Source organism: Myroides profundi, from assembly GCF_000833025.1.
Taxonomy (GTDB): domain Bacteria; phylum Bacteroidota; class Bacteroidia; order Flavobacteriales; family Flavobacteriaceae; genus Flavobacterium; species Flavobacterium profundi_A.
In genome coordinates, this window is the sequence record NZ_CP010817.1 from 3,046,467 (window position 1) to 3,060,747 (window position 14,281).

Consider the following 14,281-nt stretch of genomic DNA (forward strand, 5'->3'; position numbering starts at 1 on the left):
TATCTTTTTCTATTTTCTCAATATTTCAACTTTTGTTGGAACAGGAGTACTAGTAATCTTAGAGTTATAATATTTACCTGTATCTATAATGATATTACCATGAAGACCAGTATATTCACAATCAAAATCCACACTGTTTTGACCATCTTTAGTTTTTATTAAAGTTTTAAGAGTTCCAGGGCTAACTCCTTCCACAAACGGTTTTCCGTATTCTATAACATGAGTTGCTAATTCACTAGCCTCAAATGTTTCAACTTTATTAGCCTTAAGAACCGTCATAACATCCCATGGAATTACATTCTTCTTATCAGCATTAAATGGCAATATTAACTCAGTAGTTCCTTTTGGTATAATCACCTTCATCTGTGTGTTTCTTATCTTGACATGCTAATAGAATAGTCAAAATAGATAAGGTTAAAATCTTAGTTTTTTTGTTCATTATTGTGTTTGATGTTTATATTTTGTTTTTCTTCATAATACTTCATCCAAATAACAATAACCTTTAAAAACAGTCAAATTAATTCATATTACTATTCAAATATTAATCAATTCATTTATACAACATAACAAATATTTTGGGCTCAAAAAACAAATCAAAAAATACATTATCACTTATTTACTAATCCCTTATTACGTTAAAATATTATACAAAAAAAAAGCCACATCTCACGATGTGGCTCTCTCAATTAAAAAGTAGTAAAAAATCGACAAAGATTATTTGTCTAGAAAGACTCAATCTATTGACACAATATAATTTTATAAATAGTTCCCAAATTAGCACGATGATTAACTATCTAAAAGTAAAATGTCGATAAACAGACTGAGTCAAGTAATTAATAATCTACTATAGAGATTGATTACACTATAGTATCACTTTCATTACTCTATATATAAATGGAAAAAATTATTCTCTCCAACCTCCACCTAATGCTTTATAAAGCTTAATAATGGCCTGCCATTCTAATAGCTGATCATTACTATGTGCTAATTGTGCATAAAGGTGTGCTTGTTCTGAAGTCAATACATCTGTATAATTCGTTGAAGAATGATACACTAATAACTTCTTCGTATAATCAACAGCTAAGGCTAACTTATCCACTTGTTGTTGTCTCATAGTCAGTTGCTCACCTGCCATCTCATAAGCATATAGTGCATCAGAGACCTCTTGCCCTGCTACTAACATTGTTTTTTGGAAGTTGTATGCTTTCTCCTGATAACTCGCTTTTGCTATCTCTAATCTTGTTTTGTTTTGTCTTTTATTAAAGATAGGCTGTAATAAACCTCCTGCTATATTAGCAAACAATCCTGTAGATGTAAACCAATCTTTAAACTCATAACTAGAGAATCCCGCTCCTCCTGTGATATTTAATGAAGGGTAGAATGCTCTCTTAGCCGCATTCACATCTTCAAAATACGCTGCCAACTCATACTCAGCTGCCATCACATCAGGTCTATTCTTTAGTAGATGTGCAGGTATCCCTATACTTGGTTCTATTGGTAGTTCTTGTACAGTTAAGTTAGCTCTATCTATTGTACCTACAGGTTTTCCTAATAGAACATTCAATGCATTCTCTACTTCTCTGATTTGGCGTTTTACCCCTGGTAGTGCAGCCTCAGCGTCATAGTAGTTAGCTTCACTCTGTACCACAGCCGCACCAGTTACTACATTGGACTCCTTCAACTTTTGCATTGTCTCAACATCTACTTTTCTATTCACTATCGTCTTTTCGATAATAGTTTGTTGTTGATCTAACGCCAATAATTGGTAATAATAATCCGCTATCTGAGCGACTATCTGAGTCTGCACAGCTTTTTGTCCTGCATCAGACTGAAGCATTCTATAATAGGCAGCACGCTTGCTACTCGCTAATTTTCCCCATACATCTATTTCCCAAGAAGTATTAGCGAATACATCATACTGTGTCGCATTCTTTACAAAACCAAACCCTTGAGGATAAGCTAATCTTGATCTTTTCACTCCTCCCCCTATACTTAAATCAGGTAAGAACGCAGCTTTAGATTGTTTTAATAACGATTCAGAAGCATGTAGCCTTTCTATCCCCATCTTCAGGTCTAGGTTATTTTCTATTCCTTCTGTTATTAGCTCTTGTAGCTTTGCATCTTTAAACAAAGTCTGCCAAGGCATCATGCCTATACTTAATGTATCCCCTTCTTGGGTATCTCGATAAAGCTCTTTTGCAGCAATATCTAAGTGCTGATAACTCTGTGTGGATTGGCATGAAGCCAACATCCCTATAGCTAGAGCACCTATATATATTTTATATGTCCATTTCATGATTCTTCTGATTTATCGCATTGACTTAAGTCATTGTGTAACGTATAAGCGCATCCATAGATACACTTATACGTTTCTCACTTTATAATTACACTTACTCTTCTTCTTCTAGTACAGGAGCTCCACTTATTTTCTCTTGTAACGCCTGGAACACAACAAATAATGAAGGAATAACTAATACCCCAATCAGTGTACCAATCAACATTCCTCCTACCGCAGCTGTACCAATTGACTTATTACTCAATGCTCCTGCTCCTGTCGCCATCATCAGCGGTAATAATCCAAATATGAAAGCAAACGAAGTCATCAGGATAGGTCTTAGACGAATACGCGCTCCTTCAATAGCTGCTGCTGCAATAGACTGACCTGACTGTCTTCTCTGTAGCGCAAACTCTACAATCAGAATAGCATTCTTCGCTAATAGACCAATCAACATAATCAAACTAATCTGTAAGAATATATTGTTTTCTATTCCGAATAGCTTAGCGAAAATAAAAGCTCCTGCTAACCCTATTGGTAAAGAGAACAATACTGCCAATGGAAGTATATAACTCTTAAACTGAGCACTTAATAAGAAGTAAACGAATAAGATAGACAACACGAAAATAATAACAGTCTGGTTACCACTACCACTCTCTTCTCTTGACAATCCTGAATACTCAAAACCATACCCTTGTGGCAAAGTCTGTGCTGCTACTTCTTCTATCGCACGAATAGCATCTCCAGAACTAAAACCTGGATTAGGGCTACCATTCACGAAAGCTGAATTAAACAAATTAAAGCGCGTCAAGAACTCTGGACTGTACACTTTCTTCAGATCAATGAAGGCTGTGATAGGAGACATTACCCCTTGCTCATTCTTCACATATAATTTATCGATAGCCTCTTTATTCTCACGGAAGTTAGGATCTGCTTGTATCATTACCTTATACTGCTTACCGAAGCGGTTAAAGTTCGTTGCATAAATCCCTCCTAAGTACCCTTGTAGTGTAGTCAGAATCTCTGTCACTCCTACTCCTGCCTCTTTTGCTTTTGCTACATTGACAGACACTTCATACTGTGGGAAGTTCGTATTAAAAGACGAAGTGGCATACATAATCTCAGGACGTTGATTTAACGCTCCTAAGAATCCTCCTATTATTTCTTCAAACTTCTTATAATCTCCACCAGTCTTATCTTGTAACTGTACTTCGAATCCTGAACTGTTACCAAATCCTTGTAGTGTAGGTGCCGCAAAGAATACCACATTAGCATCCTTAATATGCGCTGTCTTAGCAAATAACTGTCCTACTACACTGTGAATATTTTGCTCTGGATTTGGGCGGTCTTTCCAGTGTTTTAGCTTAATGAACTCTACAGCATACGAGCTACCATTCCCACTGAAGAAGTCCATACCTGCTAGTCGTGAAGTGAACTTCACCTCAGGTATACTCATTGCGATACTATCTATCTCATTAGAGATACGCTCAGTCTCTTCAAGAGAAGTAGAAGGAGCTAAGATAATATTACCATAGATAGAAGCACTATCCTCATTAGGTACGAATCCTGTTGGTGTCGTTTTCGTTAAGAATACAAACAAGGCACCGAATACAACGATACTTCCTAATGACAACCATTTATTTTTATTCAAGAAGCCTAATACACCTACATAGCGATTAGTCATTCTGTCAAATGAACTATTAAAAGCAGATTTAAATCTATTGACAAAACCTCTTTTCTCCTCGTGTATACCTGACTCTGGTTTCAACATAATAGCACATAACGCAGGACTCAAGGTCAAGGCATTAATAGCCGAAATCAAAATAGCGACAGCTAATGTGATACCAAACTCTTTATAAAACACCCCTACAGATCCTTCGATAAATGTAACAGGTACAAATACAGCTGACATCACTAACGTAATCGAAATAATAGCAGTAGTCAACTCACTCATCGCGCTCACTGTAGCCTTCTTCGCTGTCTCTGCCCCTTCATATAGCTTGGCATGTACTGCCTCTACTACGATAATAGCATCATCCACCACAATACCGATGGACAGTACAAGAGCAAAAAGAGTCAATAAGTTAATAGAGAAGCCAAATAGATTCAAGAAAAAGAACGTACCTACGATAGCTACTGGTACCGCTATAGCAGGTATCAAAGTAGAACGCCAATCCTGTAAGAACACTAATACTACTATGAACACTAATACAAATGCTTCTATTAAAGTCGCTATCAATTTATCAATAGAGGCTAATAAGAAATCATTAGAATTTGCATATACTTCGAATTTCGCACCCGCAGGCAAGTCTTTTTCTGCTTCTTTTAATAATTCTTCACATTGCTTAATAATCTCATGGGCATTAGATCCTGCCACCTGATTTACCGCGATATAAGTACCGTGCTGTTTATAAGCAGTCATGGTCATCGCATACGAGTAGGCTCCTAAGTCTATCTCTGCCACATCACTTAGGCGCAATATCTTACCTGTACCATTAGAGCGGATAATAATATCTCCGAACTCCTCAGGTGTTTCTAATCTACCTGTATATTTTAAAGCATACTGAAAACTCTGTCTGCTATTCTCCCCTACCTTACCTGGCGCAGCCTCTACGTTCTGCTCCTGTAATGCCTGCACGATATCACTCGGCGTAAGTCCGTAAGAAGCCATTGCATTTGGCTTTAACCAAATACGCATACTGTACTCACGTCCTCCATAGATAGAAGCATCCCCTACTCCATTAATACGCTTAATCTTAGGTAGAATATTGATACGAGCATAGTTTTCTAAGAATGCCTGATCATATCTACTATCAGAGCTATACATTAAGAAACTGAATATCTCACTGCTCAATCTCTTGGTTGTAGTCACCCCTTGTTTTATTACCTCTTCTGGCAATTGACTCATAGCTTGGCTCACACGGTTCTGCACGTTCACAGCTGCCATATCAGCGTCTGCTCCTTGTGTAAAAGTGATGGTAATAACAGCCGAACCATCATTACTCGCTTTTGAGTTCATATACGCCATATTCTCTACCCCATTAATCTGTTCTTCTAATGGAATAATCACACTCTTCATTACCGCCTCAGCATTTGCCCCTTGGTAGTTAGCAGTCACCTGTACTGTAGGTGGTGCTATCTCAGGATACTGTGTGATAGGTAATGAGAATAGTCCTAACAACCCTAGTATTACTATAATGATAGATATCACGGTAGATAACACAGGGTTTTCTATAAATCTTTTCAACATAATGCTATCCTCTATTACATTTTAATCTTCATTCCTTCACGTAGTCCTCCTATATCTGCACTTACGATTTTGTCTCCTGGTTTTAACCCATTTGTCACTACGAAGTACTGACTCGAAGGCACCTTCTCCATAATCGTAATTTCTGTGCTAGTCACTACACCCTCTGCATTAGCCACATAAATAAAACGCTTCCCTTGCACCTCAAAAGTCGCCTTCTGAGGAACTAGAATAGCCTCGCTTACACTCTCGTGTACACGGATGGTAGCACTATTTCCACTTCTCAATATTCCTTGTGGGTTAGTAAACACAGCTCTGAAATTCACACTACCTGTACGAGGATCTACTTGTCCGCTTACTGTATTTATTTTTCCTTTCTGATTGTACTCACTTCCATTCGCTAATAAAAGAGATACTTCAGGCATACTCGCGAGTCTCTGTTCAAGAGTCTGTTCTCCTCCTTTTTGCATAAAGTCGATAAACTCTTTTTCATTCATAGAGAAGTAAGCATTGATACTTCCTATCTCAGATACTGTAGTTAGAGGTTCTGGTGAAGCACTACTTACCAATGCTCCTACTTTATAAGGAATTAATCCTATAACTCCATCAAAAGGAGCTACCACTTGCGTATAGCCTACATTAGCCTGTGCACTGTTTAAATTCGCTTTTGCTTGTGCTAGTTGTGCTTCTTTACTTCTTAAAGCATATTCTGCAGACTCAAGTTCATAGTTACTGATAATACCTTCGTTCACTAGTGGTTTAGCTTTAGCTACTTGCATACGAGCGTTGTTTAACTCTGCCTCAGCATTTTTTATCGAAGCCACCGCTGCCACACTCTCTTCGTGATATTGTGGAGCGTAGATTTTGAATAAGGGTTGTCCTTTTTTGACTGTTTGCCCTTCATCCACGTAGATCGTTTCAACGAAACCATCAATCTTTGGACGCAATTCTACATCTTTTATCCCTTGTAACACCACTGGATAATCTGTAAATAAATTGGCTTGTTCTGTTTTTATTGAAAGTACTGGATATTGCTCGACTTGACCATCTCCGCCCCATTCTCCTTCTTGCTTTTTATCTTGACATGCCCATAATAAGGCGATTGTAGTAAGACCTAAAAAAGTAGATGTTTTTTTCATCTTTAACTATTTATTATTGATTGAACTATTGCGTTAAGTAGTAGCACTATTTCTATTTAAACACGTGGCAAATGTATTATCTAAACAAAATGAGGTAAAGGGGTAAAAAGTAGATTTTTTAGTCAAAAGGTAAGATTATAGAAATCAAGAAGTATCTCCCTTAAGTACAATTCACATTATCTCTCTTCCCTACTACACTATGCACTAGCATATAAAAGAATAAAACACACAGCCACTAGGCTACTATTAACATGAGGCAAAATTCCATCAATGCGCACTAGCATACAAGCACCATAACACGGTATAGATGTTCAAAATGTCGGTTTTCAAACATTTAACTATAATCGTTCTAAATAAGTTAATTTTAGCCAATAAGTAAGTATGAGCGAGTTACACCTTCTATTTATAGCCCTTCAAAAACAGGAAACACTTTTTTTAAATTATCTACTTCTTACCATCTATTTATAGCAAGAAAACACTTTTATAATCCCTCTTTTTTCTAAATAAGGCTCTAAAAAGGCCATTTCATCCATAAGTAATAAAAAAGATAGTTGCTTTTTTTCAAGAACAAAAACCTCTAAAGAATTAAATATCAATACATTAACATAAATACTATTTTTTACTCCCCTAAGAGCTATGTGCTCTAAACCCCTATATAACCTAGCATTTATACTAATTCCCTCGACAATTCGTGGAGAATACCCCGATAATGGTGGAGCTAAGAGTGGCTTTGTCGAGGAATACTTCTTTTATTCTCCCGGTATTTTCCAATCATTTCATTTAGAGAAAAACACAGTACTAGATTATGAATCATTAGATGGTCATTCACAACATTCAATAAATAGGTTAACAAAATGGGGAACTAAAGAAAAGGAAGCGATGGACTTCGATTAATTGGTAATGCATTCTTATTTCTTATAACAAGAATGTGATACGCTATAAAAGAGCAATACTTTTATCTATAAAAAGGAGGCAGTGTTCTTAATAACTAATTACTCTTATAGATTATGACGATAAGCACTAGGACTTATACTGCTATACTTCTTAAAGTATTTGCCAAAGGTACTCTGATCGCTAAAGTGAAGTATCTCTGCGATAGTACCTATAGAGAGACTCTGGTCTTGTAGTAAGATTTTAGCTTCTAAGATGACTTGATTTTGAATCCATTCACTAGCAGTCAATCCCGTTTCTGAAGAGATTACTTGACTTAGATATTTAGGATGTACATGGAGATAATCAGCGTAGTACTGTACACTTCTATGTTCTTTACAGTGCTTACCTACTGCTTCTCTAAATTTGAGAGCAAGTTTATGTAGACTTTTGGTCACATTACCATATTTCTCATATAGATAGGCTACTTCATGAATCATGCTGTAGATCACGCCTCTGATTACTTCTGTATGGAAAGAGTTGGTTGAATTATGATAGAGATCTATGACCTTAAACATAGCCTTAAAACTCTCAAATTCTTTAGAATCTAACTGTGTGACACAACCTCCTAGACTGGATAAATCCGAAAAGGAAGCGAGTACATTATTCTCTACTAACTTATCTTGTAAGAAATCTTCTGAGAATAAGATTGTCATCATCTCATAAGTACGACGAGTCTTGTCCCATCTCTTAATTGATGTAGTATCTGCAAAAATAATAGCAGGCCCGTGGATAGTATACTCTGTAAGATCAATATAGAAGGTAATTTCTCCCTCTTCTAGAAGCCCTATTCCATAATAATTAGATCGATAAGGCTCTGCTGGATAGTATGCTAGATTAATAAATGGCATATAGATATAGTGCTCTTGAGTCTCTAATTCTTTGAAACTATTCTTTAAGCGATCTAAGGTTTCCCATTTTATATTCTTCATTTCTAGTCTAGCTGATAGGCAAAAATAGAAAGTTATTTAGAATAATTTCGTTTTTTGATACTTCTTGTACCTCATTGCCTCACTACATTTATTCGTATAAAATCTGTAACTCCATAGCATGAGAAACGACTCTCAAAAAAAAATATCATTATATTTGCTTTATCATTAAAATAACCTCAACACAAAAAATAAAAGATATGAAAACAATAGGATGGATAGGATTAGGAAATATGGGAACCCCTATGGCACACAATCTTTTAAAGGCAGGTTATAAGCTAAACTTTTATAGAAGAGACAATGCTAAAACCTCTCCGCTTATCGCTGAAGGAGCTACTCCTATAGAAGACCTGATAGATTTTATCGCTAAGACAGATATTATCTTTCTAACACTGCCTGATGATAAAATAGTAGAAAGTACTTTTGAGCAAATTCTCACTACGGATCTAAAGGGAAAAACATTCGTTAACAGTAGTACAATATCGCCTGCATTAGCTGAGAAACTATATCAACAAGTACAAGAGAAAGAGGCTTTCTATCTAGATGCTCCTGTATCAGGAAGTGTAAAGCCTGCTATAGATGGTACGCTCTTATTCTTAGTAGGTGGTGATCTAGAAGATCATTTGACTTGCGAACCTCTTTTTGAAGCAATGGGTAAAAGCCATTATTACTTAGGAACGGCAGGTAGTGGTAGCAAAGCTAAACTAGCAATTAATTACTATATGTCTGTGGTAGTACAAGGGCTAGCAGAGACTGTACTATTCGCAGAACAGAATGGAATAAATAGAGAGATGATGACTGCTATCGTAAATGATAGTGCATGTGGCTCTGGTATGAGTAAGATAAAGACCTCTGCTATACTAGAAGATAACTATCCTGCTGCATTTCCATTAAAATTTATGCTAAAGGACATTCGCCTAGCACAAGATGCAGGATGGGATACTGCACTGACACAAGCTGCAGAACAGGCGTATGCAAAGGCTAGTGAACAAGGATTAGCAGAACAAGACTTAATGGCTGTAATCAAAGCCATTCAATAATTATATATTAACAAACCTCAATCTAATACAGATGACGCACTTACAAGAAGTAATCGAAAAAGCGTGGGACGACCGCTCACTATTACAAGATCAAAACACTCAAAATACTATTCGTGAAGTTATAGAGCTGATTGACAGTGGTAAATTGCGTGTAGCTGAACCTAAGGGAACAGAATGGCAAATCAATGAATGGGTAAAAAAGGCAGTAGTGCTATACTTCCCTATCCAAAAGATGGAAACTTTAGAAGCTGGTATCTTCGAATACCACGATAAAATGCCTCTGAAGAAGAATTTTGCTGAGAAGGGAATCAGAGTAGTGCCTAATGCTGTGGCTCGTCATGGGGCTTATATCTCATCAGGTGTTATCCTTATGCCGTCTTATGTGAATATAGGTGCTTATGTAGATGAAGGAACGATGGTAGATACATGGGCTACAGTTGGGTCTTGTGCTCAGATAGGTAAACATGTTCACTTATCAGGTGGTGTAGGTATCGGAGGAGTGCTAGAACCTCTACAGGCTGCGCCTGTTATTATTGAAGACAATGCATTCATCGGATCGCGTTGTATCGTAGTAGAAGGTGTTCGCGTAGGGAAAGAGGCTGTATTAGGTGCTAATGTAGTGTTAACAGCATCTACTAAAATTATAGATGTAACAGGAGATACTCCTAAAGAAATAAAAGGATATGTGCCAGAGCGATCTGTAGTGATACCGGGTTCATATACAAAGAAATTCCCTGCTGGTGAGTTCCAAGTGCCTTGTGCGTTAATCATCGGACAGAGAAAACCATCTACAGATCTTAAAACATCTCTAAACGATGCTTTAAGAGAATATAATGTAGCTGTATAAATACTAAATATACCATTACTATCATAAAACAGAGTACTTTTGTGCTCTGTTTTTATTTATTAAAAAAAGTTTTTATTATTGATTATGAGTAAATTATTTTCTCAAAATTGTATCCTATTCTTTAAAAGATTTCTTTTAATCTTCTTCTTTTATCAAGTATGTAGAGTAGGTTTCTATTTTTACAATTCACACTTATTAGATCCTTGGGATCTAAAGATATTCCTTGGAGGTGTTCGATTTGACTTAGCGGCACTAGGTTTTATTAATCTTGTATTCGCCTTACTACATCTATTCCCTGGTAAATTTCAAAATAACAAAGGGTATCAGCAGTTCTTATTTTACAGTTTCTACTTAGTGAATATATTCATACTATGTCTAAACTTCGTAGACTACGAATACTTTAGATTTATCAGCAGACGTAGTTCTTATGCCTTTATCACTGCCTCTGGTATGGAACAAGAATTACCAGGATTATTAAAGAATTTCATTGTAGACTACTGGTGGATACCAGTCTATATGTTCTTATCCTTCGTGATATTCTGGTTGATCTACAGAAAGATAGATTACAAAATCAAAAGCAGTAGATTCAATATTAAAGATACTGTAGTGATGGTATTAGTAATAGGAATCATGCTTGTATTAGGTCGCGGGGGATTACAACGCAAACCTATTCGTCTAGTAGATGCATCTCAATATGGAGGATTAAAAAATACAGCTCTAGTCTTAAACACTCCATTCTCAGTATTAAAAACAATGGGTAAAAACGAAAGCTTAGAAGAAGTAAACTTCTATACTGAGGCTGAACTAGACCATGTGTTTAATCCTGTACAAGAGTTTAAATATGACAGTATTAATAAAAAGAATGTTGTCTTGTTAATCGTAGAAAGTTTTGGTAGAGAAACGATGCATAGAGGATTGACTCCATTTATGGATTCGTTAGCGCAGAATAGTCATTTCTTCGAAAATGCATTCGCTAATGGTAAAGTATCTATTGATGCTGTACCATCGTCTATCTCTAGTATTCCTAGCTTAATGAATAGAACATTCATTTCGTCTAGCTATGCATTAAACGATGTATATACACTACCTAAAATATTAAAAGAAAATGGATATCACACTGCGTTCTTCCACGGTGCGTTCAACGGTAGTCAAAACTTCGACCAATATGCTAATGTAGCAGGATTCGATGAGTATTATGGAAAGAATGAGTATGAAGGTCCTGATGCCTTTGACGGAACTTGGGGGGTATTTGATGAAGAGTTTTTACAATTCTACATCAAACAATTAGACCGATTCAAGAAGCCTTTCTTTACAACTCTATTCACGATTTCGTCACATAGCCCATATACTATCCCTGAGAAATATAAAGGTAAGTTCCCTAAAGGAGAAGCAGATATACACGAGTCTATCGCCTATGCTGATTATTCTCTTAAAAAGTTCTTTGAAACTGCAAAGACTAAAGACTGGTATAACAATACTATTTTTATCATCACTGCAGACCATACCTGTGCTGAACCTATAGAAGGTGAATGGAAGACGAATGTAGGTAAATTCCGTATTCCTATTCTGTTCTTTGCTCCTAATGACCCAAGTATAACAACTGAAAAAGTAGAGAAAAACTTCCAACAGATCGATATCTTACCAAGTTTAATGGATTATCTACAGATTAACACAAAAATCGTAAGTTATGGTAAATCTTATAAGTCTGATCAAGACTTCGTGGTGAACTACTTAGACAATATCTATAACTATGAAAAAGGAGATTACTACTTAGCCTTCGACGGGAAGAAAACTTTAGGTCTATACAACTGGAAAAAAGACCCTCTACTAAAGCAGAACCTGATGAATACAGAGACTGCAAAAAGAGAAGAGATGGAAAAATTCATCAAAGCATATATACAGTCCTTTAACTCTAGAGTTAAAAATAATCAATTGACTGTGAAATAAACTATATATCCCTATTGAAGTAATAGGGATATTTTATTTCTCTATTATCACCTTATGTTCAAATTTATTTTATAATAAACTAATATTTTGCTAAATAATATAAAAAAAACATTATTTTATAAATATTCAATTATTTTTGAACTCTCTCAACATTATTTATATGAAAATTAGTGGACTTGTAATAACTTTTAATGAAGAAAAAAACATTGAAAAATGTTTGGATTCATTATTTCAATATTGTGAAGAAGTAATCATTATAGATTCAAACAGTACTGATAAAACAGTAGAAATAGCAAAAAGTAAAGGAGCAAAAGTTTATTCTCAAGCATATCTAGGTGACGGTCCTCAACGAACTTATGGGTTACAATATTGTAAAAATGATTGGATTATGAACTTAGATGCTGATGAATTTTTGGATCAAGATGCATTAATTTTCATCTCTAAAAAATCTTACGAGAATAAACCTTACGATGCTTATAAATTCAGAGTCAAGAACTTTTTAGGAAAACAATTAATTAATTACTCGGGGTGGTACCCGGACTCAAAGATTCGTTTTTTTAATAAAAAAACAGCCTATCCTTCAAACCATATGGCTCACCAGCATATTATAGCAACAAATGAAAAGAATATCAATGTCCACATTTTACACTATGGATGGAGCTCTTACAAACAAGTTATAGATAAAAAAAATCAGTACTCTACTTGGGCAGCCCAACAATTATTTAATGAAGGGAAAAAGGTTTCTTGGTATAAACCTATCCTGAATGGAGCTGCTTCTTTTATTAAATGCTACTTCTTTAAAAAAGGGATTTTTAATGGAATAGATGGACTTACATTTGCCTTAATTCAATCTTTCTTTTCATTTATGAAGTATACTAAATTAATTAACCTACATAAACAATAAAATTGGTCTAATTATGTTACTTTTATTAAACGCATTCATCATTTAAATTGTTATAATGATTAATAAATTGACTCTTTTAATTCCAACTAAAAATGAAGAAAACAGAATTAGACAATGTATCTTGTCTGCAAGAGACATTGTGGATGAAATTATAGTTATAGATTCTTATAGTCTTGACAATACTGTTAGCATTGCAGAAAGCTTAGGAGCTACTGTGATACAACGCGAGTTTGACAACTTCTCTAATCAAAAGAACTTTGCCTTAACTAAGGCTAAAAATGATTGGATATTACTATTAGATGCAGATGAACAACTAACAGGTGAACTCAAACAAGAAATACAAACTCTTATAACTAGTAATAGCTTAAAAGACCATGAGGCTTATTGGGTCTATAGATCAAACTATTTCTTTAACCAAGCAATACATTATTCTGGATATCAGAAAGACAAGGTTATCCGCCTTTTTAATAAAAACAAATGTACGTACCAAAACGCTGTCCATGAATCCCTAAAGGTAGATGGATCAATAGGCTATTTAAAGAATAAACTATACCACAATACGTACAGAGGATTTGATAATCACATTCAGAAACTAAATCAATACGCAAGTCTACAAGCTAGAGATTATGACAGTAAAACGGGTAAGCTAAACTTATACCATTTTATGATCAAACCGTGTTTCCGCTTTTTTAAACACTACATTATACAACAAGGATATAGAGATGGAACGGCAGGTCTTATCTTATCTTTTTTAGGTAGTTACTCTACTTTTCTACGATATGTAAAACTATGGATGTTAAGAAATAACATCGAAAAATAGACTACTTACATATTTTTTATATTCTTATCTAAACACAATAATTTAAATAAAAGTCACAACAATATTGGCTTTCACCACTTCTATATTTAAAATAATTTATTATAAATTAACAATTATTACTCTCAAAAATCAAAAACCATTAAACTTAGACGAATGGCATTGATATAAAAATACATTATTTACATATCTTTAACATGTATTTT

The 14,281-nt window shown here is 35.1% G+C and carries 11 protein-coding genes; 6 read left to right on the forward strand and 5 right to left on the reverse strand.

What is annotated here, in order from left to right; all coding sequences use genetic code 11:
* Positions 1-9 precede the first annotated feature (9 nt).
* The 4 genes from MPR_RS13370 to MPR_RS13385 form a co-directional block, all read right to left on the reverse strand.
* Complete coding sequence (locus tag MPR_RS13370) at positions 10-363, reverse strand: hypothetical protein (protein WP_041893328.1); 354 nt, start codon at positions 361-363, stop codon at positions 10-12.
* A 541-nt stretch (positions 364-904) separates the two neighbouring features.
* On the reverse strand, positions 905-2,296 hold the full coding sequence (locus tag MPR_RS13375; protein ID WP_041893330.1) for a TolC family protein: 1,392 nt from the start codon (positions 2,294-2,296) through the stop codon (positions 905-907).
* Positions 2,297-2,390: 94 nt separating this feature from the next.
* On the reverse strand, positions 2,391-5,525 hold the full coding sequence (locus tag MPR_RS13380) for an efflux RND transporter permease subunit (RefSeq protein WP_006265878.1): 3,135 nt from the start codon (positions 5,523-5,525) through the stop codon (positions 2,391-2,393).
* Between the two features lie 14 nt (positions 5,526-5,539).
* Positions 5,540-6,661, reverse strand: coding sequence for an efflux RND transporter periplasmic adaptor subunit (locus tag MPR_RS13385; protein ID WP_041893333.1), 1,122 nt, complete (start codon positions 6,659-6,661; stop codon positions 5,540-5,542).
* A 636-nt stretch (positions 6,662-7,297) separates the two neighbouring features.
* Here MPR_RS13385 and MPR_RS13390 point away from each other — a divergent pair.
* Complete coding sequence (locus MPR_RS13390) at positions 7,298-7,555, forward strand: hypothetical protein (protein ID WP_041893335.1); 258 nt, start codon at positions 7,298-7,300, stop codon at positions 7,553-7,555.
* Between the two features lie 104 nt (positions 7,556-7,659).
* Here the strand turns inward: MPR_RS13390 and MPR_RS13395 are convergent, their stop codons facing one another.
* On the reverse strand, positions 7,660-8,523 hold the full coding sequence (locus MPR_RS13395; protein WP_041893338.1) for a helix-turn-helix domain-containing protein: 864 nt from the start codon (positions 8,521-8,523) through the stop codon (positions 7,660-7,662).
* Positions 8,524-8,720: 197 nt separating this feature from the next.
* Between MPR_RS13395 and MPR_RS13400 the strand changes: the two genes are divergently transcribed.
* The 5 genes from MPR_RS13400 (at position 8,721) to MPR_RS13420 (ending at position 14,078) form a co-directional block, all read left to right on the forward strand.
* Positions 8,721-9,560 carry an NAD(P)-dependent oxidoreductase gene (locus MPR_RS13400; RefSeq protein ID WP_041893340.1) on the forward strand — a complete coding sequence of 280 codons (840 nt, stop codon included), beginning with the start codon at positions 8,721-8,723 and terminating at the stop codon, positions 9,558-9,560.
* A 31-nt stretch (positions 9,561-9,591) separates the two neighbouring features.
* Entirely contained in the window at positions 9,592-10,407 is an 816-nt protein-coding gene (locus MPR_RS13405; RefSeq protein WP_041893342.1) for a 2,3,4,5-tetrahydropyridine-2,6-dicarboxylate N-succinyltransferase, read from the forward strand.
* A 78-nt stretch (positions 10,408-10,485) separates the two neighbouring features.
* Complete coding sequence (locus MPR_RS13410) at positions 10,486-12,354, forward strand: LTA synthase family protein (RefSeq protein ID WP_082027834.1); 1,869 nt, start codon at positions 10,486-10,488, stop codon at positions 12,352-12,354.
* A 160-nt stretch (positions 12,355-12,514) separates the two neighbouring features.
* A complete protein-coding gene (locus MPR_RS13415) occupies positions 12,515-13,258 on the forward strand; it encodes a glycosyltransferase family 2 protein (protein ID WP_041893348.1) in 744 nt (247 codons plus the stop codon).
* A 55-nt stretch (positions 13,259-13,313) separates the two neighbouring features.
* On the forward strand, positions 13,314-14,078 hold the full coding sequence (locus MPR_RS13420) for a glycosyltransferase family 2 protein (protein ID WP_041893351.1): 765 nt from the start codon (positions 13,314-13,316) through the stop codon (positions 14,076-14,078).
* Positions 14,079-14,281: the final 203 nt, after the last annotated feature.